Origin of the sequence: Terrirhizobium terrae (assembly GCF_030323265.1) — a bacterium.
Classification (GTDB): Bacteria; Pseudomonadota; Alphaproteobacteria; order Rhizobiales; family Rhizobiaceae; genus Neorhizobium.
Map to the genome: position 1 here is coordinate 722,333 of NZ_CP104992.1, position 24,694 is coordinate 747,026.

Consider the following 24,694-nt stretch of genomic DNA (forward strand, 5'->3'; position numbering starts at 1 on the left):
GTGGCACACTCCACCACAAGAATACGATCGTTGAGGATCGCTTCATTATCCGGCTTCATTTCATGCCGCACGATGTTCACAGCCGGACTGTTACATTACTGAAATCACGACCGAATATCTATCTCATCAACGCGCTAAGTCGCCCTAAACGCCAGTGCGAAAAAGTCCGCGATCGGCTTGATTAGATAGGACAGGATGCTGCGATCGCCAGTCTGGAGAAATGCATCGGCCGGCATGCCGGGCACGAGCCGAAATTGGGTCTCGTCTCCGTCAAGCAAAATGCGCACCTCGTAATACTGCTGTCCGGTCTTCGCGTCGACGATCAGGTCCGGAGATATCCGCTCCAGAACGCCTTGGCGCTCCGGCGTGCTCTTCTGATTGAAGGACGGAAACTTGAGAAAGACCTTCTGGTCGAGATAAACCTGGTCGATATCATTGGGAGAGACCCGCGCATCGATCACCAGAAGATCCGACTGCGGCACGATCAGCATCAGGGTCTCCTGGCTCCCGACCACACCGCCGATCGTATGCACCGCCAATTGATGGACGACACCCGCCTGTGGCGCGCGGATATCGATCCGGTTCAACTGGTCCTGCGCGGCGATCCTGCGTTCCTCGAGTTCCGCGACGGAGGCACCCACTTCGCTCATTTCCTTGGCCACGTCGCGACGAAAATCCTGATCGACCTGCAGCACCTGCAGCTCGGTCTCGACCATCCGGGCCTTGGTCTGGGCGACCGACGCGCTGAGCGAACCGATCGTGCCCTTCAGCTTCGTCGCCTCGCGTTCCAACCCGTTCAGCTTTGCATATTGCACCAGTTTCTGAGCCCACAGTTTCCTCACCCCGTCGAGATCGGTGTTCAGCAGGGTCAACTCATCGGACGTCGCCTGGGATTGGGTATTCAGACCGGAAATCTCCTGGCGGAGCTGCTGTATGCGCTCCTCAGCTGCGCCTTCTCGCCTTCGCGCGCACGTCGGCGAAGAAGGAATGCCCCTCCTCGGTCCGGATGACACGGCGCACATCGTCACTGTCGCTCCTGGCCACCAGATCGGGCTCGAAGATGATCGCCGGCAGATCGTCCCGCTCAGCCGTCAGCCGGCTTCGCTTGGCAGTCAGATCGTCGAGGGATTTCGAGATTATGCCGAGATTGGCCTTGGCGGCCGTCGCGTCGAGCCTTGCCACGACTTGCCCTGCAGACACCGTCTGGCCGTTCACAACGAAGATTTCGCCGATCACGCCGCCGGTCGAATGTTGTACCTTCTTGACCTCCGAGTTGACGACGACCTTGCCCGCAGCAATCACCGCACCGGAAATCTCGACGAAGGAGGCAGCACCGCACAGGCCCGCGAGCATGAACAACATACCGACCGCGGCCAAGGTGTTCAGCCTCAGGGAGCGCTGGAAATCGGCAGGCGATCGGACCCTGTCGGCAATCGCGAGAGAACTGGCTTCCATCACACCCGTTCCACCTTCTCCCCGGCATGGGGTTCGCTGATGGCCGGCGCGCCACCGGCAACGCTTCCGAGGATCGCCAGATCGGATCGCGCCGGATGCGGGCGGATGGTCTGCACCACATCATCCTTGCGGCCGAGCATTTTCGCCCGTCCCTCTGAGACCATCATCACCACGTCGCATGCGGAAAGCGCGCTTGCGCGATGGGCGATGACAATGACGATGCCCTTGCGGTCGCGCACCGAGCCTATGGCGCGGGTCAGCGCCGCCTCCCCGCTTGCGTCGAGGTTGGAGTTCGGCTCGTCGAGCACGACGAGGAACGGATTTCCGTAAAGCGCGCGCGCAAGCCCGACACGCTGCCGTTGGCCCATAGAAAGCGTCCGCCCGCCCGGACCGATCGGTGTATTGTAGCCGAGCGGCAGGCCGAGGATCATGTCGTGAATATCGGCAGCCCGCGCCGCTGAAATGACGTCTTCGCTGCGCGCCTCGGGATCATGTCGGCCGATATTCTCGGCAATGCTGCCGGCAAACAGTTCGACATCCTGCGGCAGGTAACCGATATGCCTGCCGAGATCGCGCCTGTCCCAGTGATCGAGCGAAGAGCCATCCAGCCTGACCGTCCCGCTCGATGGGATCCAGAGCCCAACGAGACTGCGGGCGAGTGACGACTTGCCGGCCGCACTCGGCCCGACGATTGCCACCGCCGTGCCCGCCTCCACGGCAAAGCTTGCGTCGCTCAGAATGACGCGGTCGCTGTCGGGTGCGGCAACGACGAGATTGTCGACCTGCAACGCGCTCACCGGCGCAGGCAGGGGCATGCGCTGCCGAAGATCCTTGTCGCTCAGGCTTTCGGTCAGACGTCGCCAGCTATGGCGCGCGGCGATGAAATTGCGCCAGTTGGCGATCGATAATTCCACCGGCGCAAGCGCCCGCGACACGAGGATGCCGCTCGCCACGATCGCACCGCTCGAGACCTCGCCGCCGAGGGCAAGATAGGCCCCAAGCGCAAGCACGCCGGATTGGAGGAACATGCGGAACGACTTCGAAAGCGAGCCGAACGCGCCGCCTATGTCGCTGAGCCGCATCTGCGCCGATGCCAATGCATGGTTCTGTACGCTCCAACGGCTTGCGAGACGATCCTCCAGCCCGAGCGCACGAACCACCTCCGCATTGCGGCAGCTGTCCTCACTCAGCGCGTTCCGCAGTGTCGCGTGCCTGCCCGCGACGAGAACAGGCTTGCGCGACGCAATGTCGGTCAGCCAGGTCAACATCAGCAGAAATGCGGCGCCGCCGAGCGCGGCATAGCCGATCCAGGCGTGGAAGACGAAGCAGACAGCCATGTAGACCGGGATCCATGGGAGATCGAACAATGCCCCCGGGCATGGGCCACCGAGAAAGGCGCGGATCTGGTCGAGATCGCGCATTGGCTCCGTCGCCTGACCCGATTGGCGGGGGCGCAGCGACGCCAGAATCGAGGCCCGGAAGACGGCCGACGACGCCGAGGCACCGATCACAGCGCCGGTGCGCGCAAGAATTCGGTTGCGCAACAGGTCCAGCATGCCCTGACAGGCATAGAGTGCGACGACAATGCCGAGCAGGGCAACAAGGGTTGGAACACTGTGACTGGGCAGGACGCGATCATAGACCTCGAGCATGAACAGCGGGCCGATCAGGAAAAGTCCGTTGATGACGGCGCTGATTGCCGCGACGTTGACGAAGGCCATTCGGCATTGACGTACAGCCGAAGAGAGCTGCGTCGCAAGGGTCGCCTCGGGCGTGTGTACCATCGCGCCTACTCCGACGGCTCTGTCGAGGATCGCCTGCCCTTCCGGCCGAGCTTGCCGCCGAGGCCCATGGATATGGCCAGCTTGGAACGGCTTGCCGCATAGTCAGGCGCAACCATCGGATAATCCGCTGGCAAGCTCCATCGGGCCCGATACTGCTCCGGCGTCAGCCCGTGATGGGCTGCCAGATGGCGCTTCAAAGATCGGAAGGATTTGCCGCACTCAAGGCAGATGATGCATTCAGCACGCACCGACGAGGCGATGGCGACCGGTTCCACAGGCTCGGCCCGAAAATTCGACAGGCCAAGCACCGTGCGGTGCGTCTGCTCCAGCAAAATTCCGAGCTGCGCCGGCGGCACAGTATGGTTGGCAAGATAGGCGCGCACGAGGTTGACGGTCAGCTCCGTCATGTGATCTGCGGCCCCGTCCGTGGGTGCAGAGGTCTCTCCTGATGTCGCGTCCGAACCTTCTCTCTGCATATCGTCCCAGCATCGCTGCCGCCCCCGATGAAACTCAAACCGGCCTTTGCTGCGCAGGCTCCATCGCATGGAGCGCCGCCCGCAGACCCCATGCCAGTAATTCCTCGCCTCTTTCCTGCCGCGGCGCCTCGACATAGCAGCGCAATTCCGGTGCATTTCCCGAAGCCCTGTAGTGGATGATGGAACCGTCCTGCAGCTCAAAACGCAGCCCGTCTATTGCGCTAAGGCCAGCAAATCCGCCCACATCGCGGAAAAATGACTCAGCATAGGCGCTATCTTCCCCAAGACGCGCGAGAAACGCGCCTGATTGCGCAGAGGGTGTATCCTTCAGCCGATCGGCAAGCACGAAGCCGACATTGGCCTCGGCCACGATCCGGCCCAGTGGCTTGTCCCTTTCAGCCACGAGGCAAAGCGCGGCGAGGATCGGCAGCACTGCATCCCGCGTCGGAAGCGACGCCAGGCTCTTGCCGTGGCGGACCGCGCTCGAGCCGAGAAGCACACCTCCATTCGCCTCGAAACCGAGAACCGTGCTGCCCGGCGGTGCCGACTGCATGGCCTCGATGACATAAGGCGAGCCGACCCGGGTACGCAAAACATGGGTAGCGATACCGGAACGCTCGATAACCGACCCCGACGTGATCGGCGTAGCGATCGTGTCGAAGGAGAGAAAATCCGCGGTCAGGAGACCGAGCACGTCTCCGCGAAGAATGGCGCCAATTTCATCGGCAACGAGAGGTCGGTCGGCATCGCCATCGGTCGAAACGATCGCGGCAAAACCACATTCCTCTGCCCAGCGCTGGATCATCGCACTCTGGCCGGGATCATGAGCCTCCGTGTCGACGGGAATGAAATGCGCAGAACGTCCAAGTGGGACCGCCATCGCGCCGAGACCCGAAAGGATTTCGACGAGGATGTCGCGCGAGACCGAGCTGTGCTGGTAGACACCCACCCGCAGGCCGGCCAACGCGGCGGGACCGAGGAATTCCAAGTATCGCTCGATATAGCGACGGATTGGGCCGTCTCCGGCGTGATCGACAGAGGATGCGGCAAGAGCCAGGGAACTCAACTCGTCCGGCACAAGCGCGTCATATTCGGCCAGTATCGCCAGTTCATCTCGCTTGGTGATCTCGCCGTCCGGGCGATAGAATTTAAGCCCGTTACGGTCGTCGGGAATATGGCTTCCCGTTACCATGATTGCCGGACACCCGCGACGCTGAGCCTCCAGTGCAAGCGCCGGAGTGGGCAATTCACCGCAATCGACCGCAACCAGCCCGCAGAAGCGTATCGCGGCCGCACAGTCCGTGGTGATCGCCGGGCTGCTTGATCGCAGGTCGCGACCGATCAGGATTTCCGTCACCCCATCTGCTCCGAAAAGAGCAAGCATGTGACGCGTGAATGCCATCGAGTAGGCGCGGCTCTGCAATCCCAAGAGTTCGGTAACCAGCCCCCGCAATCCGCTCGTTCCGAATTTCAGGCTACTCGTCGCAGACATCATGGCAGGAGCCCGGTCGTCGGCCGAAAGAGACAGATCGGTTCTCATGCCGTCAACTCCAGAACCGGGGAATTGGCAGGAAAACTGACTGGAACGTCGTTGTTGGCGGCAACGGTCTGCGGATTGGCCAGATAGCGTGAAAGCTCGCCGATCGCGCAGATGATGTGGTAAAGCGAGCTTGCGGGCGCAGCCTCGCGGCGGAAGCCGCCATCCTCAAGCATCATATCATGCCAGAGCCCCGGCACGCCTGTCTCCAGGTAGCTAAAAGCCCGTTTGCCGCATCCAGTGCTCGCAGCTCGGCCTGCCGCCGTTCGAGCCCGTGGCTGGCCTCGGCGACTGCAAGCCACGCCTTTAAGCGCTCGGTCTGCGGCCAGAGCCGGGCAGTCCGGTCACAAGGCCGCCCGTCGGTCCATAACTCGTTGATCGCAACATGCCGCACCGGATCATAACCATAAGTCTCGGCGAAATTGATCATCCGATCGGCACAGTCTCCGGCGTGGCCTCCGGTGAGCTTTTCCCACCGCATGAGCAGCCACGCCCATTCGTAATTGTGACCTGGCTCGATCCGGCACTGTCCATCGTCGCGGATAGGGCTCCAATCTGCGGTGAAATATTCTCTCACCACGCCGCTGGCCTCATCGAAGAAATGCTGCTGGAAAAGCAATACGATCTCATCCGCCAGGATGCGCCACCGAGGGTCATCGTCGATGGCAATCCAGGCCAACGCGGCTTCAAGCAGGTGCATATGAGGATTGGAGCGCAACGGAAACGGTTTTTCAGTATGGTCTATGAACCCACCTCTCCCGTGGGTGAAATTACGCCGGATCGCGGCGAGCAGATCGCGCCCGCGCTGGAGGTCGGCATCCTGCTTCATATGCGCGAACACATTGGCGTAGGCGAATAGCAGAAATGCCTGATCATAGAGATCGTGGCCGGTTGCTGTGTGTCGACCGTCGGAAGACAGATTGTGATGGATCAAACCTTCAGCGTTACTGTGAAGGAACAGGAAATCGCGGCCATGCCGCAAGCAAGTCGTTGCCGCCAATCTGTTCCAGCCCAGCCTAGACGCCTCGCAGAAGACGTAGACTTGCCGAGCAGAGACACGAATGCGACGCATGCATTCAGGAACTGTTCCTTCTGAATCTATACTCTCATTAAAGCCGCCGGTGACATGGTTAAATCCGATCGTCGACCATATAGGAATTATGTCTTCGAAGAGAACCTGCGTTAAATCACTGGAAACAGCATCAAGAGACAGAAGTATTTCGTCCATTGATTGTATATCAATATTAGAGTTTCTGCCTTGAACGTCCATTTTCCGCCCCACTACCAAAAATCGACATATAAAAATGAGTATGGGGCGCGCTTAATATCCGTCGTTAATATGGATTAACAAAAACTCAATTCATCCAAAATGGACAGAATAATTTTTTATTAACTGTGACTTGCCTATTCTGATAGATTAGTATTTCATTGTTAATATGCGCCCAATGAGCCTGGGACGGAAAGAAATGTGACAGGCTTACTCCATTGGGGCATGGGGGAAATTCCAGGGTTGCATTTCGATACACGGCTTTCCGCCGTAGCTTGCTATTCGGTGCTTCTAATTCGCATTCATATGCAGTTGTAATGCAGAGGTCCGGCAGCCGCCTGCGACCCTGTTGGGCTTTTTGGTGGGCTTCCTGTCATGATGCAGATTTCGCCTTTCATCCGGCGTGTGACCGCGTTGTTGCCGTCACCCGGATTGATGAACCCGGCACTTGAGACGATCAATTACAAGAGCATGTTCCTGACCAAGGGGACCGAAATCCTCGGCGTCGGCTGGACAGGCAAGCAAGTGCTGACCATCGGTCAGGGCATAGCGATGCGCTACCGCATCCTGCCGGACGGCAGCCGGCAAGTCATCATGTTCCTGATGCCGGGCGACATCTGCAACCCGCATATTTATCCGGCCACGATCGATCACTATGTCGCAGCCGTAACCCCCGTACGTATCGATCGCTTTGATTGCGAGAGCCTGATTCATCTAACGAATACAATCGTCGGCATGAATGAAGCCCTCTGGACGCTGGCGGAAGAACAGAACGCCATCATGCGGGATCACATTACCAGTCTTGGCCGAGCCGACACGCGATTGCGCGTAATCATGCTGCTGATGGAGATGGTCAAGCGGCTCGGCCCCCAGGGCAGCAATGAGCCGGTGATGATACCCGTTACCCAGTCATTGCTTGCCGATACCGTTGGTGTCACGCACATCCATTTCAATCGGATTGTCAGCGAACTGGTGCGCCGGGGCATCGTCGATACGTGCCGTGGCGGCATCCAGATCAGGGACATGAGCTGGCTCGCCGGAATGGCGGAAGAGATAATCGAAGCTGCATAAAGGAGGCGGGCAACCATGCCCGCCTCAATTCGTATATATCTCAAAATAATACTTTGTAATTTTTACCTATAGTTAATTTTAGTTAACGTAAACTTGGAAATACAGTGTTCTACTTGCTTTAGTGCAATGAGGACCTGACCATGAAGATCAGTATTTTTGGCGCCGGATATGTTGGCGCGGTATCCGCTGCATGCTTGACGAAGGACGGCCACACGGTCATCGCCGTCGACCCCGATCCCAACAAGATCCAGCCTCTCCTGGCTGGAAAGTCGCCGATCATCGAGCCCGGCCTCGAGGAACTGATCAGCGAAGGCGTTGCTTCCGGCCGTCTGACCGCGACATCCGACGCTGCGAGCGCCTTGGCGGAGACTGACCTTTCTCTGATCTGCGTCGGCACGCCGTCGCGGCCGGACGGCAGCCTCAATACCGAATATCTGAAGCGTGCCGCCGAGGAAATCGGCGCAGCCTTGAAGACTAAGAACACCTATCACTCGGTCGTCGTCCGCTCGACATGCCTGCCCGGCACGACCGAAAGCGTCGTGGTGCCGGCTCTGGAAAAGGCCTCGGGTCTCAAGGCGGGGAAGACTTCGGCATCGCCTATCTTCCCGAATTCCTGCGGGAAAGCACCGCAATCAAGGACTATTACGATCCGGGCGTGATCGTATTCGGCACGGTCGACAAGTTTACCCTCGATCGCCTGCACGAAATACATCAGCATCTTGCCCGACCGAAATATGTCGTCGACATCAAGACCGCGGAAGGCATCAAATATACCAACAATGCCTGGCATGCGCTGAAGATCAGCTTCTCCAACGAGATCGGCAACATCCTCAGCAGGGCAGGCATCGACAGCCATGTCGCGCTCGACATCCTGTGCGCCGACGACCGTCTGAACATCTCCAAGGCCTATATGACGCCCGGCTTCGCCTTTGGCGGCTCGTGCCTGCCGAAGGATCTTCGGGCGCTGATCAGCATGTCGCGCCGCCAGGGCACGCCTGCTCCGCTGCTGGAGGCGACACTTTCCGCCAACGAAGTGCAGATCAACCGGGCCTACAGCATGGTCGCCAACCACGGCAGCCGCAAGGTCGGATTCGTCGGCCTGAGCTTCAAGCCTGATACCGACGACCTGCGCGAAAGCCCGCTGGTGGAGCTCGCCGAGCGGCTCTATGGACGCGGCTTCCAGATCAAGATCTTCGATCCGAACATCCGGATGAACCGCCTGACGGGCGCCAATGCGAGCTTCGTCAAGTCGCGTCTGCCGCATCTTGCCGACTTGCTCAACGAAGACATCGATACCGTCATCGACAGCTCCGACATCATCGTTGTCGGCAACCGGGCCGAGATGAACGGATCCTTGGAGAAGATCGCCCCACACGCGCACATCATCGACCTCGTGCGCGTCGACAAGGCCATGCGGACCGAGGGGAATTACCATGGCATCTGCTGGTGATTTCTCCCAGACGCCGGCCGCCCACGCGCTGATGATCTTGGCGATAGCGGCGGTGGCAACATCGCTGCCCGATCAGGCCTATGCGATCATCGACAGCAAGACGGGTCTTGCAATCGGGGTGATCGGCGCCTGGAGATATGGATGGGGCGTCCTGCACTTCCTGCGCAGTATCGTCTATCGCTCATGGGTCTATCCGCGATTGCAGCGGGAGGCCAAGGCGAGACAGCGCAAGGGCTTTGCGTCCTATTTCCTAGTCACCAGCTTCCGCATTCCGACGGAAACGACGATCGAAGTCTATCGTGCGGCCTTCACGGCCGCACTTAATGCCCCGGCCCCGCAACGGTCGTGGCATCGATCGTCGACCTCTCGGATCAGCGCATCATCAAGAAGCTTTTCGCCTCGATGATCCGCGATGAAGACAAGGTCGACCTCGTCATCCTGCGGATCGAGGGTACTGGAAAGCGCGATGCCTTGGCGAGCGGCTTCCGGGCGATCGCCCGCATGCTACCTGCACCGGACGCGATGGTCGCGGTAATCGACGGCGACAGCATCGTTCCGCCGGATCTTGTGGAGAAATGCGCACCATTCTTCCATGATCCCAAGGTCGGCGCGCTCACCACCGACGAGATCGCCAAGGTCCATGGAAGCTGGCTGTTTGCGCAATGGTATGCCCTGCGCTTCGCTCAGCGGCATATCCTGATGTCGTCGATGGGCCTGTCGCGCCGGGTCCTGACCCTTACCGGCCGCATGTCGATGTTCAGGGCCTCTATCATCTGCGACCCCACTTTCATGAGCCAGGTTGAGCTCGACTATATCGACCACCCGCGCCTGGGCCGGTTCAAGTTTCTGACCGGCGACGACAAGTCGAGCTGGTTCTGGCTGCTCAAGAACGGCTACCAGATGCTCTATCTGCCGGATGTCGTCGTCACCACGATCGAGGACCCGCCGTCTAAGAGCTTCCTCGGCTCGGCTGCGATGCTGATGGTCCGCTGGTACGGCAACATGCTGCGCACCAACGGACGGGCACTGGCCCTCGGCCCGCGGCGCATCGGCTTCTTTGTCTGGTGGGCGATCCTCGATCAGCGGCTGTCCATGTGGACATGCCTTGTCGGACTGACGAGCGCGATCCTGGCAACCCTGCTGATCTCGCCCTTCACGATCCTCGTCTACGCCGTCTGGATCCTCGCTTCTCGCTACGCCCTGACGCTCTCGTTGCTGTCGGCACGCAAGAGGATATCGGTGATCACGCCGCTGCTTCTCTACTTCAACCAGATCTACGGGTCGATGATGAAGATCTTCGTCTTCTTCCACCTCGATCGGCAGAAGTGGACCCGCCAGAAGACCACGCTGGCGCGGACGAACCAGAGCTACATCGCGCGCTTCAGGCACGTCGAGTCAAAAGTCTACCAGGCGGTGAGCGTGCTCGCGCTCATCACCGCCTGCTCCTGGATGATCGGCATCACACATCTCACCGGCAACTGAGCCATTGGATACGCTGGAGTAACGACCATGGGAACTATGTCATACGAAGCCGAACTGCAGCGCCAGCACCCGCGCTACCAACTGCCGATGCAGGCCACCATCGAAGGAAAGACCTATCAGGTCCACGATTGGTCGATGAACGGCTTTGCGATCGAATCCGGCGGCTTCAGCGTCGGCAAGACTGTCACCGCAGCTCTCACCATTCCCTTCAAGGGATACCGCTTCGTCATCGATCCGTCTGCCGAAGTCCTCTACTCATCCGATCCCATGAAGCGCACCAGCTTCATCTTCACCAAGCTGGACGAGGATCAGGCCGGGCTCCTGCAATATGTCACCGATGCGGTGCTGAGCAATGAAGTGGTCCGGATGGGAGATATCCTCGATGTCGCCCGCCGCGAGGATACCGGCAGGGTCCGCCAGATTCCGGCAGTGCCACGCATGACGACAGGCGCAAGGCTCGCCCATATCGGCAGGCGCGTGGCCGCCTCCGCCGGCGTGCTGGCGATCGGCGCAGCGCTCGCGACCTTCCTCTCGGCCAATGTCTATGACGAGCTGTTCGTCGTGCGCACCGACAGTGCCAGCGTGACGGCCAAGACGGTCAACGTCGCCTCCCCCGCCGTCGGTCGGATCGGCTTCCTCAACCAGAAGGAAGAGGTCGCACTCGGTGAACCCCTGATGACGATTAACCCGGCCGTCGGCAACCCGATCACCATCCAGTCTCCCTGCGACTGCATCCAGGTCGATCAGCGCTTCGCCAACGGCGATTTCGTCAAGGTCGGTGATCCGATCATCCGCCTGATGCGCAACGATGCACCGATCGTCGTCTCAGCCCTTGTGCCGGACGACAAGATGATGAGCCTTTACGGCGTCAGAAGCGCCAACCTCGTCTATGCCGACGGCACCCATGTAAGCAACGCCGACATTCTCTGGCTGCCCGGCAAGGGCGAAAACCAGACGGACCTGCCGCGCGAGCCGCTGACGGTCGTGATCGATCCGGAAAAGGCCCTTTCGACCGAAATGATCGGCCAGCCCGTCGAGGTCACCTTCGACCTCTTCGACGAAAGCCTCATCGGCCGCGCCTTCGGCTTCGTCAGCTCGGCATGGGCAGGAGAAGCATCGGCCCTGAAGGGAGAGCAGCTATGACCCGTATCAGACCTGTCGTTCTCTGCGGCGGCTCCGGCACCCGCCTCTGGCCACTGTCGCGCCGCCTGGAGCCCAAGCAGTTCCAGAGCCTCGTGGGAGAAGCATCCCTCTTCCAGGAGACGATCGAGCGCTTCTCCAATGAAGCCTTCGCCCGGGCGACCGTACTGGTCAACGCGGCCCAGCAGCCGCGCGTCCAGATGGAACTCGAACAGCTCGACCTGCCCCAGGGTGCTCCGCTCGTCATCGTCGAGCCGGTCATGCGATCGACCGCACCGGCAATCGCTGTAGCGGCGACCGTGATCGGCAGCGAGGACCCGGATGCCGTCATGCTCGTCGTGCCGAGCGACCATCGCATCGGTCGGCCGGACCGCCTTCTCGACGCCTATCTGGCAGCACTTCCCTTTGTCATGGCCGGTGGCATCGCCCTCTTCGGCATCAGGCCGACCGCGCCGGAAACCGGCTTCGGCTACATCCGTGCCGGTGAAGGCAAGCGACATGGCATCGAGCAGGTAGACGCCTTCATCGAGAAGCCTGATGTCGAACGCGCCATTCAGCTTCTTGCAGATCCGCGGCATACCTGGAACAGCGGCATCTTCATGTTCCGCGCCTCGACCATTCTGGAGGAGCTTGCAAACTTCGCGCCGGCAGTGCTTGAAGCCGCCGCCAACGGCGCACTGCGCGCAGAGCGCCGCGACAACAGGGTGGAACTGGCGGCGTGCTTTGCGGAAGCACCTGAAATATCCATCGACCACGCGGTCATGGAACATTCCCGCGCCCTCGGCGTCGTCCCGGTCTCGCCGGAATGGAGCGACCTTGGCTCTTTCGAAGCGCTCTGGGAAGTCGGCGAACAGAACGCCGAGGAAAACGTCATCCTCGGCGAGGCCGTGCTCAAGGATGTGCGTAGAAGCTATGTCAGGGCGAGCAACCGGCTGGTCTCGGTCGTCGGCCTGTCCAATGTCGTCATCGTCGACACCGAAGACGCCCTTCTCGTCGCATCGCGCGCCCAGTCCCAGGATGTCAAGTTCGTTGCCCAGCACCTTGCAAAGACGGGTCATCCGGCTGCGGACAGCCACGCTATCGTCCGGCGCGCCGGCGGAGATCGGCGCACCGTCGACGCCAAGCAGGACTACCGTGTCGAGCGACTGACCGTTCTGCCGGGCCGGGAAATGCAGCTTGATCCCGTCGATCACACCGGGCGCTGCTTTGCCACCCTGCTGTCGGGGAAGCGGTTCTCTTCACCACGGGCACCGGCATCCCGCTTGCGATAGGGTCCGCCCAGGACCTGCCGCACGACCCGACCATGGTTCTCGTTAATCCGGGTTCCATGCCGGCCGATCTGCTTCTGACCAGCCTTTTTGCAGAAAATCTTTCGGGCGAAGGCACCGAAACCGATCAGAGAAAGGTCAGCTGACAATGCCTGCATCGCTTTTTTCATCGGTTCGCCAGGCGGCGGCCGGCGCAGGGTTTTTCATCCTTGCTGCAATGGGGCCGCAAGCCGCTCTGGCTGCGATGAACGACGAGATCGTCATGGCCGACCAGATCGTCCGTGACGCGGTGATCAAGCTCGACGCGTTGAAAGCCGCCGACAGCCGGACGGGCCTCCTCAAGGACGCCGTGGAAGCCATCGGCGTGCTCGACCGGCTCGCCGCCGACCCGATCGGCAACGAGAGCGCGAGACAGGCGCTGGCAGACCTTGAGAAACAAGCGATCACTGTCGATGTCCTGCGGCTGAGCCTGATAGAAGCACTTGGCGCCGGGATCGGTCCTGGTGCCGATGGCCTCAAGCGCGATCTCGATGCGAAGGCGATGATTGAGGGTATCAAGGACGCCGCCTATCGCTCGGCCGCGTGGACGCAGCTCGCACGCGCCCACATGAATGCCGGGCAGGAGGCAGAAGCGGAAAGGCTTGCCACGCGCGCCGTCGAGGAGGCCCGCCACATCGAACGCCGCCAGACGCGCGACGGTGCATTACGCGCCGCCGTCTTGGTCTTCCCGGCTAGCGAAGCCCGGCCCGGTATCATCGAGATTGCAACCAACGCGATGACAACGGCCAATGCGCGTTCGGAAATCCTGCGCCTCAAGGCCCTGGCAGCGCTCTCCCGCGACCGCAAGCTTTCGCGCGATGACCTGGCGGACATCGCGAAAGAGGCGCTTTCCGGCGATCGCTACGCGCAGGCGCTGCAGGCGGCCCAGGCCATGGAGCGCGACGACGACCGCCGCGCTGACCTGCTCGACACCCTCTTCAAGACGGCTCTGGAAAATGGCGACGAAAAACTGGGCGTTCAGGTTGCGAAGTCGATGTCCCGGGACCGCGATCAGAACCGCGCATTGCGCAAGCTCGTGGGCCTGCGCCTTGAGCGCGACAGGCCGATCAGGGCGATGGAATTCGTGCCTTTGATGCTGACGGACAATGCCCGCAACGATGCGCAGATTGCTATCGCAACCGCGCTCGATCGCGAGGGCTATCGGCAGGCGGCACTCGACATCTTGACGGCGTTGACGGTTTCTCCGACCGACGATGCCGATTCCGCGGCAGAACTGGTGGCCGCATTCGGCAAGCTCGGGCTACATGACAAGGCCGAAGCGCTGGCCGAAAGGATCATTGACAAGAAGGAGCGTTCCTTCGCCTACTCTCGTCTGAGCAAAAGCTATGCCGAGGATGGCAAACTGGAGCAGGCCGAAGCACTCCTGCCTCAGGTGACGGACGAGGAGGATCTTTCGTTTGCCCGCTCGGCTCTGTCCAAGGCTCTTCTCAAAACCAAGGGACCGGAGGCCGTCCAGCCGATCCTGCAGAGCATGCCAGCCGGCGAAGGGCGTGACGAAGTCCTGGAAGACCTTGCAAGGTTCGACGCCAAGGCCGGCCGTATCGACGAGCTGCGCAAATCTCTCTCCGAGGTGACGACGACCGGCGCTCGAAGCCGCATCCTGATCACATTGGCGCTTGCTCTCGACGAGACCGACCACGCCGCCGCAAGTGCGGCTTTGAAACAGGCCCAGGATCTCTTCAAGGACCAGGATGCTCCCAGGGATCTGGCGGATATCGCCGTCGCTTATGCGCAGATCGGGGATATGCCCCGGGCGGACACGATCCTCGAAGGCATATCGGACAGCAAGCTGCGCGATGTAACAGCCCGACGGATAGCGGAATTCCTCGTCCAGAAGGGTGCGCTCGACGATGCGAAATCCCGCTTGGCGGGGCTTTCGGAAGAGAGCCGGCCGGAGATGCTTGCAGCGATTGCTCTTGCCCAGTTCAAGCAGGATGGCAAGGTGGATACCCTGATCTCCGCCGTCCATGACCTGCCCCATACCATCCGCGTTCCAGCCCTGCGGCAGATGGCCGAAGCCCGCGCCCGCCTTCTCGACAAGAAGAATTGGCTGACCAATCCCGCGATCGATCCGCTGGCCGTCGAATACAAGCCCGACGTGCTGCAGAAAGCGAATTTCCTCGTCGGGCAGCATATCGTGCAAGCGCCCGCGCCCTCCACCCGCTCGACCGACGGCATCCGCATGCCGGACATCTTCTCGCTTGATACCGCTGCGATGCGCGCGAAGGCGCCCTCTCCCAGCCGAGGTGTCGCACATCTCGCCATTCTCGGCTTCAGCCCGTTCAGCCTGGAAGCGTTCAAGCTGACCAGCGGCGGCACCGCCGCCATCCATCAGGTTCAGATCTCCCAGCAATTGACCTGGCCGCATTACATCGCCGTCGAAGGTGGCGTCGTCACCCTCGGGGAACTGATGCGCGACCTGCCGGAAACGACGAGCCGCAACCTCCTGGTCGACAAGGGAGACGTGCTGCTGGTCCGCGTGCCGATCATCGTGCTGCCGGGGGCCACACTTCTTCTGTCCGGCAAGGAATTTTCCCAGTATCAGCTGGGCGCCCAGTCCGGCGCTTTCCTGGCCGTTGCAGGAAAGCTCGTGGTGCAGGACGCCGATCTCGTCGGCTACGACGAACAGACCAACGCACCGGCCAAGGCGACTGAGGCCACCAAGGCGAATTTCCGCCCGTTCATAACCGGCTGGGGCGGCAGTGACCTGCAGATCGCGGGTAGCCGGCTCGCCATGCTCGGCTACGATTCCAGCAAGGCTTTCGGCGTGACCCAATCCAGCGGCGCGGCGGTCCAGTCGCTCTATACGCTGGAAGAAAACCGGCCCAAGGGCAACCTGATCGACAACACGTTCGAGAACCTGCGCTACGGCTATTACAGCTACGAGGCGACCGACGTTCAGCTGATCGGCAACGAATATCGCGACAACATCGTCTACGGCATCGACCCGCACGATCGGTCGCACAACCTGCTGATCGCCCTCAACACCGCCTATGGCTCACAGAAGAAGCACGGGATCATCGTTTCCCGCGAGGTCGATGACAGCTTCATCGTCGGCAACGTCTCGGTCTGGAACAAGGGCTCGGGCCTGATGCTGGACCGTACCAGCAGACGTAACGTCGTCTATGCCAATACCGGCATGGCCAATAGCGGTGACGGTCTGACCTTCTACGAAAGCGGCTGCAACATCGCCGTCGCCAACGAATTCAGCGGCAACAAGCGCGCGGGGATCAAGGTGCGCAACAGCACCGACGTGGGAGTCTACGACAACCAGATCCACGGCAACCGCATCAATGGTGCCGACGTCTATGTCAGCGACCTGCGCCAGTCGCCCGAAGGCCGCAGCAGGAACTTCGACCTCGATCCGTATCAGCCGATCTCAAGCACGGTCATCAGCGGCAATAGCTTCACAGGCAACGGCAATGCGATCAACGTGGCCGGCGCGTTGGAGACCATCCTCGAAGGCAACAGCTTCCGCGACCAGCGCAGCTATATCTACGGCGGAGACCTGCGCCCGCTTGCCCCCTATCTGCTGCAGATCGGCGAGAGTTCGGCGATGCTGGTCGGCATGGCCTGCCAGCCGCAGCCGAAGGTGGACGAGTGCCGCTTCGGCGACCTGATGCGCTTGGAACGCCCGAATGTCATGTGCACCGGCATGTCGCCGCCTGCAAACGGCGCTGTCACGGGTGGAGTGGCGAACAATGGCTAAGTGGGCAACACTCATGACCCTGGCCGGGATTGCGGCTTTCTCCGCCGCTCCCGCCCAGGCCGACGAATGGAAGGGTCTGCTGGATGTCCAGGCGCGCGCTGAAGCGTTGAAGACGCCGCGCTATGCCTCGATCCGCAACGCCTGCCTGAAGATCGCGGCCGATCGAAAATGGACAAGGCTCGCCCCCGTACTCGGCCTGTCGACGACCGAAGGCTACGGTTCCGACAACCGGGCGGAGGATTTCTCCTGGGCCGTCATGGTCCTGTCCGGCCGGACCTTGGCAGGGGACGCGGCGGCCAGAACCGCATTGACCGAGCTGATGCTGCGCTGGGCCGACGCTAATGCCTTTGCCCAGACCGAACAGGTCAACGACGCCTATTACGCCCTGAAGCGGCAGTTGCTGCCTATCGCGGTCGCCTACGAGATTCTGCTCCCCTCGCTCGACGAGAGCCGCGCCACGAGGTTGAAGAACTGGATAGATCCGCTCGTCAGGCGCATCGACCGGGAGTTCGACGGCGACGTCGATCGCAACAATCACCGCGTGCTCGCCGACAGCGTGCTTGCCGTCTGGGGAGCGATCACCGACGATGAGGCGATGATGACGAAGGGCCTCTCCCGATACGACATCATCCTTTCGGAGACCCGACCGGACGGAACGCTCGAGCTAGAGGCACGCCGCGGCGCGCGGGCGCTCTGGTATCAGCGGCAGACCTTGTCCAGCATGGTCGTTCTGGCTGAAACGGCCAAGGGTGCCGGCATCGATCTCTACGGCCGGGCGAGCCCGAAAGGCCATGATCTTGCGACGCTGATCGGCGCGCTGATGAACGGCCTGAACGCACCGGTCCTGGTCGCGGTCTATTCGGCGGAAAACCACATTCCCGGCCCCGAGAAGAACTACCTGAAACCGGATCTCGGCTTCCTCGAGACCCGTGGTCACGGTCGCCACTACATGGCTTGGGCCGAGGCCGCGATCGTTGCCAGCGACGGCATCGCATACCAGCGGCTGAACGGCATGTTTTCACGCACGATCGCCAAGCAACGCCCGCTCATCGACGAATTTGCAGGCGGCAACGCAACTTGTTTCTGGGGGCAGCCATGAAAGCTATCCGTCACGGCCTTATCGGCAGCATCGTTTGGATGATTTCCGTATCGCCGCTTGCAGCGCAGACACCGGCGCCCTCGCTCGACTTTGCCGACGAGCAGGCGCTCGTCGCGCGGCTCGGCGCCAGCGGGGCGGTGGAAGACCAGCGTGAGCTTGCCGAACTTCTGCGCGAAGGGCTGGTCGTCAGCATCGACAACCCGCTTCGGCGCGCGGATCGTGACGGCGCAATCGCCGCCTACCGCCGCGCCATGGCCGCCGGAGACGATTCCGCCGCCACCGCCGTCGCCCTCTCACGCCTGTTGCTGCGCAAGAACGACAGCGACGGCCTGACCGCCCTGATGCCGCTTCTGCGCAAACTGATGCTGCAGGGCAATGGCGATGCTGCCTATGTTCTGGCACTCGATGCGGCCCAGAACCAGAAACTCCCGCCAAACGAGGTCGTACCCCGGCTGGAGGCGGCGGCGATGATGGGCAGCATGTCCGCCGTACTGGATCTCGCAGCCAGCGGTGAGGCGTCCGGCGGGACGATCGCCCGAACCTCGGTCGAGACATTGCAGCAGCGTGCCGAAGCAGGGTCGGCGCCGGCATCCTTCGCGCTTTACCAGATCTACCGCCAGGGCATGCTCGTCGAGCGGTCTCCGGCACTTGCCATGAAATGGCTGTCTCTCGCCTGTGATCAGGGCCATGTGGCCGCGATCGAGCGCTATGCGGAACACCTTCTGCGTGGCACCGATGTCGCAGCCGATCCGATCCGTGCCGCAACGCTCTTCAGGACGGCGGCCGAGGCGGGTAGCACCACCGCGGCCATGGCGCTCGGCCGCAATGCCGGGCCGGCGACAGGCGTCAGCGTCGAGGAAGGACGCCTCTGGCTACGACGGGCGGCGGAAGTCGGCATGCGCGGTGCGGCCGTCGAAATTTCCAGCATCGATCTTGGGCTGGCACTCGCCTCCAACGCCTCGCCTGCGGAAAAGGCGCGGCTGATCGAGGCGGCCCTCGTGCCGATCGCACGCGATCCAGATGCCCTGGCCAGCCTTGCTAATCGCCACTGGAAGACGGCGAACTCCAAGCTCATCGGTCCTTCCCTTTTACCGCTCCTGAGAGAACAGGCCCTGGCGGGTAGCCCGGCTGCCGGTCTTGCCTATAATGCCTGGCTGCAGGCCAACGGTGAAGCTTTACCGGAAGACGTCGCCCAAGCACTGGTCGGCAGCCTGCGCAACAACCGCCTGGGTACGGCCGGTTTCTCGAATTTCTCGATCGCCAATCTCGCCTTCGATGGCAGGCTCTCTGAAGAATTGGTTTCCAAGGCCGAGGCGACGGAGCTTCTCATGAATGCCGCCGATGCCAAGGTCGGCCAGGCCATGTGGAAGCTCGGCCAGCTCTACCTGCAAGGCGACCAGCTCGCCCCGAGCGTCACCTTCGCCAAGCGCTGGCTGGCCGGTGCCAAGGCACAGGCCGTCGAACGCGCCTCATGGGATCTGGCGGCTCTGCAACTCAAGGGCGACGACCAAAGCGAACGAACGGCCGGCGAACGCTTCTATCTCGAAAGGCTCGACGACGGAGATCCTCGTGCTGCGCTGGCCATGGTCGGTTACCGGCTGCAGGACAACGATCTTGACGCTGCCACGCTGGCGCAGGCACGGCAGGCAGTGCAGGAACCGCGTGATGTGATCGAGCTTGCTTCCCTGCTCATCGCAAGCGGTCTGGATGCCCAAGTGGCTGCCGGCAAGGATATGCTTGCCTCCCTGAACGAGGGCGAACTCGATACGGAAGCGCTGATATCCTACGGACGGCTGCTGTCGCTGACGGCCACATCCGATGCCGACACCAAACGCAGCCTGCAATTTCTTTCGAAGGCGGCGGATACCGGCGCGGCTCCGGCCCGTGTCGCTCTTGCGGCGACCTATCTTTCCTCGGTTACCTACAAGGACAAACAGGAATATGCGGTCAGCGTCCTGCGGGATGTGCTGAAGGACAATCCGCAGGATCCCGACGCCCGTCTTCTGCTGTCGAAAGCCTATCTGGTCGGTCTCGGCACCAAGCGCGATGCCCGCCAGGCATCCGATCTCATCACCAGCATCCGGGCCGAAGGCGAGTATCGCAATCCCAAGGCCACCATGCTCGCAGCGGACTGGCTCGCGTTTTCGGCGGTCGACAGAAACCCCAGGGCGGCAGTGGATCTGCTTCGCGTCCAGGCAGCACGGGGATCGGTTGCCGCCGAAAGGGAAGTCGGCGAAATCTATCTCAGCGGCTTCAGCCCATCGCTCGAGCCGGATGCCGCCGCAAGCCGCCTCTACACGGCCGCAAGAGCCGGCGACAAGGAAGCCATGGCATCCTTCGGCCACCTGCTGCTCAACGGCTACGGCGTCAGCCAGTCGCGTGAGGAAGGGCTGGCCTGGCTCGTCCGGGCCTCCGAGGCCGGCAACACAGCCGCCATGTATGAACTCTCGCGCATCTATGCGTTACGCCCGAAGGATGCGAGCGAGGAAAAGCAATCGCTCTACTGGCTGAAACGCGCTGCCGAGCGCAGCCATCCGAACGCGAGCTACCAGCTCGGTCTGGCCTATCTGCGCGGCGAGCGCGTGGAGCCGGACACACAACAGGCGAGCATCTGGTTTGCCAAATCCGCCGCATCGGGCAATCTGCTGGCGGCGAGGACACTGGAGACGCTGCGGCAGCAGATGGCCGAGGGCGCGGCGCCCGACATTTCGGAGGTCTCCCATGAATAGCGATCTCACCAATAACGAGCTCACCGGCGGGCATCGCGACCGCGCCGTTCACCCCATCCTTTCGGAGGAGGCTGGCATGCAAGGAAAATCGCGTTCGAGGCAGGGATCGCTGCTCAGGAGGCTCGGACTGAGTGTCAGCGCAGCGGTGCTGCTGCAGGCCGGCGCCTGCTATGCTCAGTCTCAGGCTCAACCGGCGACCCAGCTTCCGGAGCCGGAGATAACGGCAGCCGCCATGCTGCGCGAAGCACCCAAGGTGAGTGTCGCCGCAAGCTGCAACGCAGCGGAGCCCCCGCTTCCCCTAGCCACCGACTGGCGATCCTGGCAAGGTGGCGCTACCGAGGTGATGGCTGAGAGGATGCTTTCCGACGCTGTCCGGCTTGCGGAAGGCGACGCCTCCGTGACCCGCGACCGCAAGCTCGCCCGCAAGATGCTGGAACATCTGGCTGCCGGCGCAAGCGGCGTGGCACCGGATGCCAAGGTGCGGCTCGCGACCCTGCTTCTCGATCCGAAGGCGGGCGAGCCCGATGCCGAGCGCGCAAAACGGCTCCTGGCGGAAGCAACGGCATCACAGCGAACGGGTGCAGCTCTGGCCATGGGCAAGCTCATCCGCGAGGGCCGCCTGCCGGGCGCGACGATGACGGAGGCGACACGCTATCTGAGCGTCGCCGCCGGGCTCGGGGACCCTGCCGCGGCATTGCAGCTGGCAGCCATTTACAGCCGGCCGGATCCCGACCGTACATTTGCCGGCGGCGCCACGCATTTCGCGACGCTCGCGGCCATCAACATCCAGACCGCGTTGGCGGCCGGCGACTGCGGCATTGCCGTCGATGTCGGCGAATATCTCCTCGACATAGACCCCGAGGGCGGCAAGACGGCAGCTTCCGCATGGTTCGAATTTGCTGCCGCGTCCGGAGACGCGCGCGGCATTGCAAGGCTTGCGCGCGTCTACGAAAACGGCGAAGGCCGGCCGAGGGACATGGCTAGGGCTTCAGAACTCTGGGACCGGGCAGCGGCCGCTGGCCTTGTCCGGGCTCTTCTCCCAGCCGCAAGATCACGGCTAGCCGAAGGCAAGGAGCTTGAAACGGCATCCGGCCTGCTCGACAAGGCAATGGCCAGTGGCGAGACGGATGCCTATGTGCTCGCCGCCCGTCTTCACCGCGGCGACTATACCGGCCGCGCCGATTTTGCCGCCATGCAGGCGGTTCTCGGCGAGGCCACCAGCCAGGACGACGCGCCGATTGCGGCGATCGAGATGCTGGCCAATGCCTATCTCACCGGCCAGGGCGTCGAGGTAGATGAGAGAAGGCCGACGGCCTCTACCACCTCGTGCTCGAACGCGGCGGGGCAGAGGGCGAGGCCATCTATGCACGCTACATGATCGATAACGGGCTCGGCCTCGCGGAAGCATCCAGCCGGCTGACGAACGCCGCCGCCAATGGATCGCAATCCGCGCCGGCTGAACTGGCGGAGATTGCACTCTGCAACGGCGCCGCCGATGGCGAGGCGCTGATGCGCGAAGCCGCTGACAAGGGCAGCGCGACGGCATTGCGTCGCCTGGCACGGCTGGCCATTGACCGAAGCGACTGGGTCTCGGCCACGGATTTCCTGAAGCGGGCATCGGATCTCGGCGACAGGCCGTCCATGGTGGAGCTGGCGGCCCTGGCATCCGAGGGCAAGATAGCGTCTGACATCGACGACAATACGTTGACGAAGCGCGCTGCAGCCCCAGGGCCAGGCGTTGTCGACGGACGGCTCGCGCTCGCACAGGCCTATCGCGCCGGCCGCTTTGGCGACATGGCGGCGGAAGGTGACCGGTTGCTTCAGGAGCTTGCCGAAAGCCACCGACCGGATGTCGATGTCGAGATCGTCCGCCGACAGGCAAGCGGCCCCGGCGAGCCGGATGTGGAAGCCATGAAGATGCGGCTTGTCGCTGCCGCCAATGCCGGCGAGCCGAAAGCCATGGTCATGCTCTCACGGCTGGCAACAACGACGCCGGGCGATGCTGACAAAGCCCGAGACTGGCTCACCCTGGCTGCCCGGTCGGGAGATGCAGAAGCTCTTTCAGAACTGCCGACCGGTGACCCCGGCTATCTCGACGGCATTCTTGCCGCACTCAAACAAAGACAGGTCTGCGATGTCCCGGCGCTCGTCCAGGAGGCAAGGCTCTACAGACTTCGTGGTGACGGTGCGGCCGCGACAGAGGTGATGGCAACCGCCGAGCGGATAGCCGAGCGTCGCCCGCGCGATATCCATCTTCTGGCGGAAGCCTACGCGACCCAAGGCGCGGGCGCCGCGAACGATCCAGCAAAGGCTGCCGCTCTTTGGAGCGCAACGCCAAGGGCGGTTACATCAAGTCAGCTCTGTCGCTCGCAAACCTCTATGCGAGCGGCCGTCTCGGCGACCATATGGAACAGTCGATCGACTGGTACCGACAGGCTGCCCTTGGCGGTCAGTCTTCGGCGGTGAAGGAACTGGTTCGTTACGCCTCCGGGCAGCCGGGCCAGAAAAGCTCCGACCTGGCTCTCGGCGCCTTGCGGCAGGTCGCTGAAAGCGGCGACGCATCCGTGATGCAGGCCTATGGCGCTCTGCTGGCAACCCTCGGTCCTGAACGCTACGCCGAAGGCATGGCTTTCCTCGAGCGGGCGGCAGGACAGGGCGACATCCAGGCAATGAAGACCCTGGCCCGCCTCTACGCGGCAGGCATCAACGGCCAGATCTCCGCGAGCGAAAGTACGCAATGGACGCGGCTTGCAGCCGAGAAGGGCGATCCTGAGGCAATGTTCCAATTTGCCGTGGCGCTGGATCTCGGGTTCGGCATCACGCCCGATCGTCAACTGGCACATTCCTGGCATGAGAAGGCGAAGAAAAATGGCTTTGTTCGTTAAAGATCCCTATCCGCGCGGCCCATGGCGCAAGCTCCTTCGGCAGGCGTCAGTCTTACCGGCATCGATAGTCCTCGGCGTTGCCTTGGCAGGGACAATGCCGGTCGAGAATGCCGCTGCCGTAGAGCAGAACCCTTCGATCGTACTCAAGAAGGTCTCGCCGGCCGCATTGCAAGGGGACCGTGAAGCGCTTCGCAGCGCCGCCAAGGCCATTACCAAGCTCGGCCCTCGCCAGTTCAACTCCGCCGCCGCTATGCGCGAGCGGCTGCGGACCGAGGCCGCGCGAGGATCGAGTTCCGCCGCCACGGCCTACGGCATGATGCTTCAGCACGGCATCGGCGGCCCGGCAAGGCCGAAGGAAGCACCCGGCTGGTATTCGAAAGGCAGTGCCCGCGGCAACGCGTCCGCGTCGAAGAACGGCGCTCTCACCTATGCGCTGGGATGGGGCGTTCGGCGTAACAATGCCACGGCGATGCAGATGCTCTCAAAGCTTCCGGCCGATCAGCGCGCACGCCGGATGCTGCAGATCAGCAGCACATTGCTCGACACCCGCGTTCAGGAACCGGAACCGTCGATGATGTGGCTGCGACGGGCAGTCTCACTCGACGCCGGCGGCGCCTCGCAGGCAAACGAGATCGCCGAGAGGCTCATTGCCATAGATGGCAAGGCAGATGAGGAGTTGCGGGTATGGCTGCAGCCTCTCGTCGTCAAGGGCAATGGCACCGCCAGCATGGTGCTCGCAACACGGCTTGATGCCGGCGAACGGCCAGAGGACAAGCCTGAGGCCATGCGCCTCTATCTCATTGCCGCGCAACGGAATACCGATGGCGCCTATGAAGCGCTCGGCCGCCTGCTCGGCTACGCTGCTGCTGCCACCTCCACTCTCGCCTTCCTTGAGGACAAGGCAGCCAACGGCTCGACGGAGGCGCGGGTTGTTCTTGCAAATTACTATCTGTTCCGTTCGCCGGATGGCGAAGATCTTCGCACACGCGGTCTGGACTACCTCCGACAGGCGGCACGGGATGGCAATGCGGATGCGCAGTATCGACTTGGCCTGATGCTTCTGAGCAATGTTGACGATGGCCAGCGCGCCCTGGCCCAGGCCTATTTGGTGCTGTCAGCACGCGCCGGCAATTCGTTGGCCGGCATAGCAGTGGCACAGCTCGGCACAATGCCCGTTAAGCAGGCACAGGAAATGACCGGAGTGAAAATTCAATAGAGGATGGAATTTATAGTTCGTTAGCCAGAAAATAGACTTCAATAGACTTTTCGAGGAGCGATTAAG

General features: G+C 62.1%; 19 protein-coding genes and 1 pseudogene. 13 read left to right on the forward strand and 7 right to left on the reverse strand.

The annotated features are described in order from the left end of the window. Positions 1-134: 134 nt before the first annotated feature. The 7 genes from N7E02_RS11570 to N7E02_RS11600 form a co-directional block, all read right to left on the reverse strand. On the reverse strand, positions 135-1,022 hold the full coding sequence (locus N7E02_RS11570; RefSeq protein WP_286582068.1) for an HlyD family type I secretion periplasmic adaptor subunit: 888 nt from the start codon (positions 1,020-1,022) through the stop codon (positions 135-137). Next, entirely contained in the window at positions 943-1,455 is a 513-nt protein-coding gene (locus N7E02_RS11575; RefSeq protein WP_286582069.1) for an HlyD family secretion protein, read from the reverse strand. The genes N7E02_RS11570 and N7E02_RS11575 overlap by 80 nt, the downstream gene beginning before the upstream one ends. Then, positions 1,455-3,239 carry a type I secretion system permease/ATPase gene (locus N7E02_RS11580; RefSeq protein WP_286582071.1) on the reverse strand — a complete coding sequence of 595 codons (1,785 nt, stop codon included), beginning with the start codon at positions 3,237-3,239 and terminating at the stop codon, positions 1,455-1,457. The genes N7E02_RS11575 and N7E02_RS11580 overlap by 1 nt, the downstream gene beginning before the upstream one ends. A 5-nt stretch (positions 3,240-3,244) precedes the next feature. After that, entirely contained in the window at positions 3,245-3,646 is a 402-nt protein-coding gene (locus N7E02_RS11585) for a Ros/MucR family transcriptional regulator (RefSeq protein WP_286582072.1), read from the reverse strand. A 103-nt stretch (positions 3,647-3,749) separates the two neighbouring features. Beyond that, complete coding sequence (locus N7E02_RS11590) at positions 3,750-5,255, reverse strand: phosphomannomutase (protein ID WP_286582073.1); 1,506 nt, start codon at positions 5,253-5,255, stop codon at positions 3,750-3,752. Beyond that, positions 5,252-5,452 (reverse strand): hypothetical protein, encoded by a 201-nt coding sequence (locus N7E02_RS11595; RefSeq protein ID WP_286582074.1) that lies wholly within the window; start codon positions 5,450-5,452, stop codon positions 5,252-5,254. Before N7E02_RS11595 ends, N7E02_RS11590 begins: the two co-directional genes overlap by 4 nt. Next, on the reverse strand, positions 5,428-6,522 hold the full coding sequence (locus N7E02_RS11600; RefSeq protein ID WP_286582076.1) for an AGE family epimerase/isomerase: 1,095 nt from the start codon (positions 6,520-6,522) through the stop codon (positions 5,428-5,430). Before N7E02_RS11600 ends, N7E02_RS11595 begins: the two co-directional genes overlap by 25 nt. A gap of 372 nt (positions 6,523-6,894) precedes the next feature. Here N7E02_RS11600 and N7E02_RS11605 point away from each other — a divergent pair, with 372 nt between their 5' ends. From N7E02_RS11605 to N7E02_RS11670, 13 genes and pseudogenes are all read left to right on the forward strand, one after another. Then, positions 6,895-7,590 (forward strand): Crp/Fnr family transcriptional regulator, encoded by a 696-nt coding sequence (locus N7E02_RS11605; RefSeq protein ID WP_286582077.1) that lies wholly within the window; start codon positions 6,895-6,897, stop codon positions 7,588-7,590. A gap of 140 nt (positions 7,591-7,730) precedes the next feature. Continuing rightward, a pseudogene (locus tag N7E02_RS30300) lies at positions 7,731-9,040 on the forward strand (nucleotide sugar dehydrogenase). After that, positions 9,024-9,446: a hypothetical protein gene (locus tag N7E02_RS11620; protein WP_286582079.1), complete on the forward strand. Its 423-nt coding sequence runs from the start codon at positions 9,024-9,026 to the stop codon at positions 9,444-9,446. Before N7E02_RS30300 ends, N7E02_RS11620 begins: the two are co-directional and overlap by 17 nt. Beyond that, positions 9,386-10,522, forward strand: coding sequence for a glycosyltransferase (locus N7E02_RS11625; RefSeq protein ID WP_286582080.1), 1,137 nt, complete (start codon positions 9,386-9,388; stop codon positions 10,520-10,522). Before N7E02_RS11620 ends, N7E02_RS11625 begins: the two co-directional genes overlap by 61 nt. A 27-nt stretch (positions 10,523-10,549) precedes the next feature. After that, complete coding sequence (locus tag N7E02_RS11630) at positions 10,550-11,665, forward strand: HlyD family secretion protein (protein ID WP_286582081.1); 1,116 nt, start codon at positions 10,550-10,552, stop codon at positions 11,663-11,665. Then, on the forward strand, positions 11,662-12,933 hold the full coding sequence (locus N7E02_RS11635) for a mannose-1-phosphate guanylyltransferase/mannose-6-phosphate isomerase (protein WP_286582082.1): 1,272 nt from the start codon (positions 11,662-11,664) through the stop codon (positions 12,931-12,933). The genes N7E02_RS11630 and N7E02_RS11635 overlap by 4 nt, the downstream gene beginning before the upstream one ends. Before the next feature lie 145 nt (positions 12,934-13,078). Then, positions 13,079-16,699 carry a NosD domain-containing protein gene (locus N7E02_RS11640; RefSeq protein WP_286582084.1) on the forward strand — a complete coding sequence of 1,207 codons (3,621 nt, stop codon included), beginning with the start codon at positions 13,079-13,081 and terminating at the stop codon, positions 16,697-16,699. Next, complete coding sequence (locus N7E02_RS11645; protein WP_286582085.1) at positions 16,692-17,798, forward strand: alginate lyase family protein; 1,107 nt, start codon at positions 16,692-16,694, stop codon at positions 17,796-17,798. Before N7E02_RS11640 ends, N7E02_RS11645 begins: the two co-directional genes overlap by 8 nt. Then, positions 17,795-20,527: a tetratricopeptide repeat protein gene (locus N7E02_RS11650; protein WP_286582087.1), complete on the forward strand. Its 2,733-nt coding sequence runs from the start codon at positions 17,795-17,797 to the stop codon at positions 20,525-20,527. The genes N7E02_RS11645 and N7E02_RS11650 overlap by 4 nt, the downstream gene beginning before the upstream one ends. Then, complete coding sequence (locus N7E02_RS11655) at positions 20,520-21,905, forward strand: tetratricopeptide repeat protein (protein ID WP_286582089.1); 1,386 nt, start codon at positions 20,520-20,522, stop codon at positions 21,903-21,905. The genes N7E02_RS11650 and N7E02_RS11655 overlap by 8 nt, the downstream gene beginning before the upstream one ends. After that, positions 21,854-22,993: an SEL1-like repeat protein gene (locus N7E02_RS11660; RefSeq protein WP_286582091.1), complete on the forward strand. Its 1,140-nt coding sequence runs from the start codon at positions 21,854-21,856 to the stop codon at positions 22,991-22,993. The genes N7E02_RS11655 and N7E02_RS11660 overlap by 52 nt, the downstream gene beginning before the upstream one ends. After that, positions 22,933-23,412 (forward strand): tetratricopeptide repeat protein, encoded by a 480-nt coding sequence (locus N7E02_RS11665; RefSeq protein WP_286582092.1) that lies wholly within the window; start codon positions 22,933-22,935, stop codon positions 23,410-23,412. The genes N7E02_RS11660 and N7E02_RS11665 overlap by 61 nt, the downstream gene beginning before the upstream one ends. Continuing rightward, on the forward strand, positions 23,396-24,628 hold the full coding sequence (locus N7E02_RS11670) for an SEL1-like repeat protein (protein WP_286582094.1): 1,233 nt from the start codon (positions 23,396-23,398) through the stop codon (positions 24,626-24,628). Before N7E02_RS11665 ends, N7E02_RS11670 begins: the two co-directional genes overlap by 17 nt. Positions 24,629-24,694: the final 66 nt, after the last annotated feature.

Coding starts and splice junctions, on each gene's coding strand:
- N7E02_RS11570 (WP_286582068.1), bottom strand. CDS start 1,022: ATGTGCGCCGTGTCATCCGGACCGAGGAGGGGCATTCCTTCTTCGCCG.
- N7E02_RS11575 (WP_286582069.1), bottom strand. CDS start 1,455: ATGGAAGCCAGTTCTCTCGCGATTGCCGACAGGGTCCGATCGCCTGCC.
- N7E02_RS11640 (WP_286582084.1), top strand. CDS start 13,079: ATGCCTGCATCGCTTTTTTCATCGGTTCGCCAGGCGGCGGCCGGCGCA.
- N7E02_RS11650 (WP_286582087.1), top strand. CDS start 17,795: ATGAAAGCTATCCGTCACGGCCTTATCGGCAGCATCGTTTGGATGATT.
- N7E02_RS11585 (WP_286582072.1), bottom strand. CDS start 3,646: ATGACGGAGCTGACCGTCAACCTCGTGCGCGCCTATCTTGCCAACCAT.
- N7E02_RS11580 (WP_286582071.1), bottom strand. CDS start 3,239: ATGGTACACACGCCCGAGGCGACCCTTGCGACGCAGCTCTCTTCGGCT.
- N7E02_RS11600 (WP_286582076.1), bottom strand. CDS start 6,522: ATGGACGTTCAAGGCAGAAACTCTAATATTGATATACAATCAATGGAC.
- N7E02_RS11630 (WP_286582081.1), top strand. CDS start 10,550: ATGGGAACTATGTCATACGAAGCCGAACTGCAGCGCCAGCACCCGCGC.
- N7E02_RS11655 (WP_286582089.1), top strand. CDS start 20,520: ATGAATAGCGATCTCACCAATAACGAGCTCACCGGCGGGCATCGCGAC.
- N7E02_RS11670 (WP_286582094.1), top strand. CDS start 23,396: ATGGCTTTGTTCGTTAAAGATCCCTATCCGCGCGGCCCATGGCGCAAG.
- N7E02_RS11635 (WP_286582082.1), top strand. CDS start 11,662: ATGACCCGTATCAGACCTGTCGTTCTCTGCGGCGGCTCCGGCACCCGC.
- N7E02_RS11645 (WP_286582085.1), top strand. CDS start 16,692: ATGGCTAAGTGGGCAACACTCATGACCCTGGCCGGGATTGCGGCTTTC.
- N7E02_RS11620 (WP_286582079.1), top strand. CDS start 9,024: ATGGCATCTGCTGGTGATTTCTCCCAGACGCCGGCCGCCCACGCGCTG.
- N7E02_RS11590 (WP_286582073.1), bottom strand. CDS start 5,255: ATGAGAACCGATCTGTCTCTTTCGGCCGACGACCGGGCTCCTGCCATG.
- N7E02_RS11665 (WP_286582092.1), top strand. CDS start 22,933: ATGGAACAGTCGATCGACTGGTACCGACAGGCTGCCCTTGGCGGTCAG.
- N7E02_RS11605 (WP_286582077.1), top strand. CDS start 6,895: ATGATGCAGATTTCGCCTTTCATCCGGCGTGTGACCGCGTTGTTGCCG.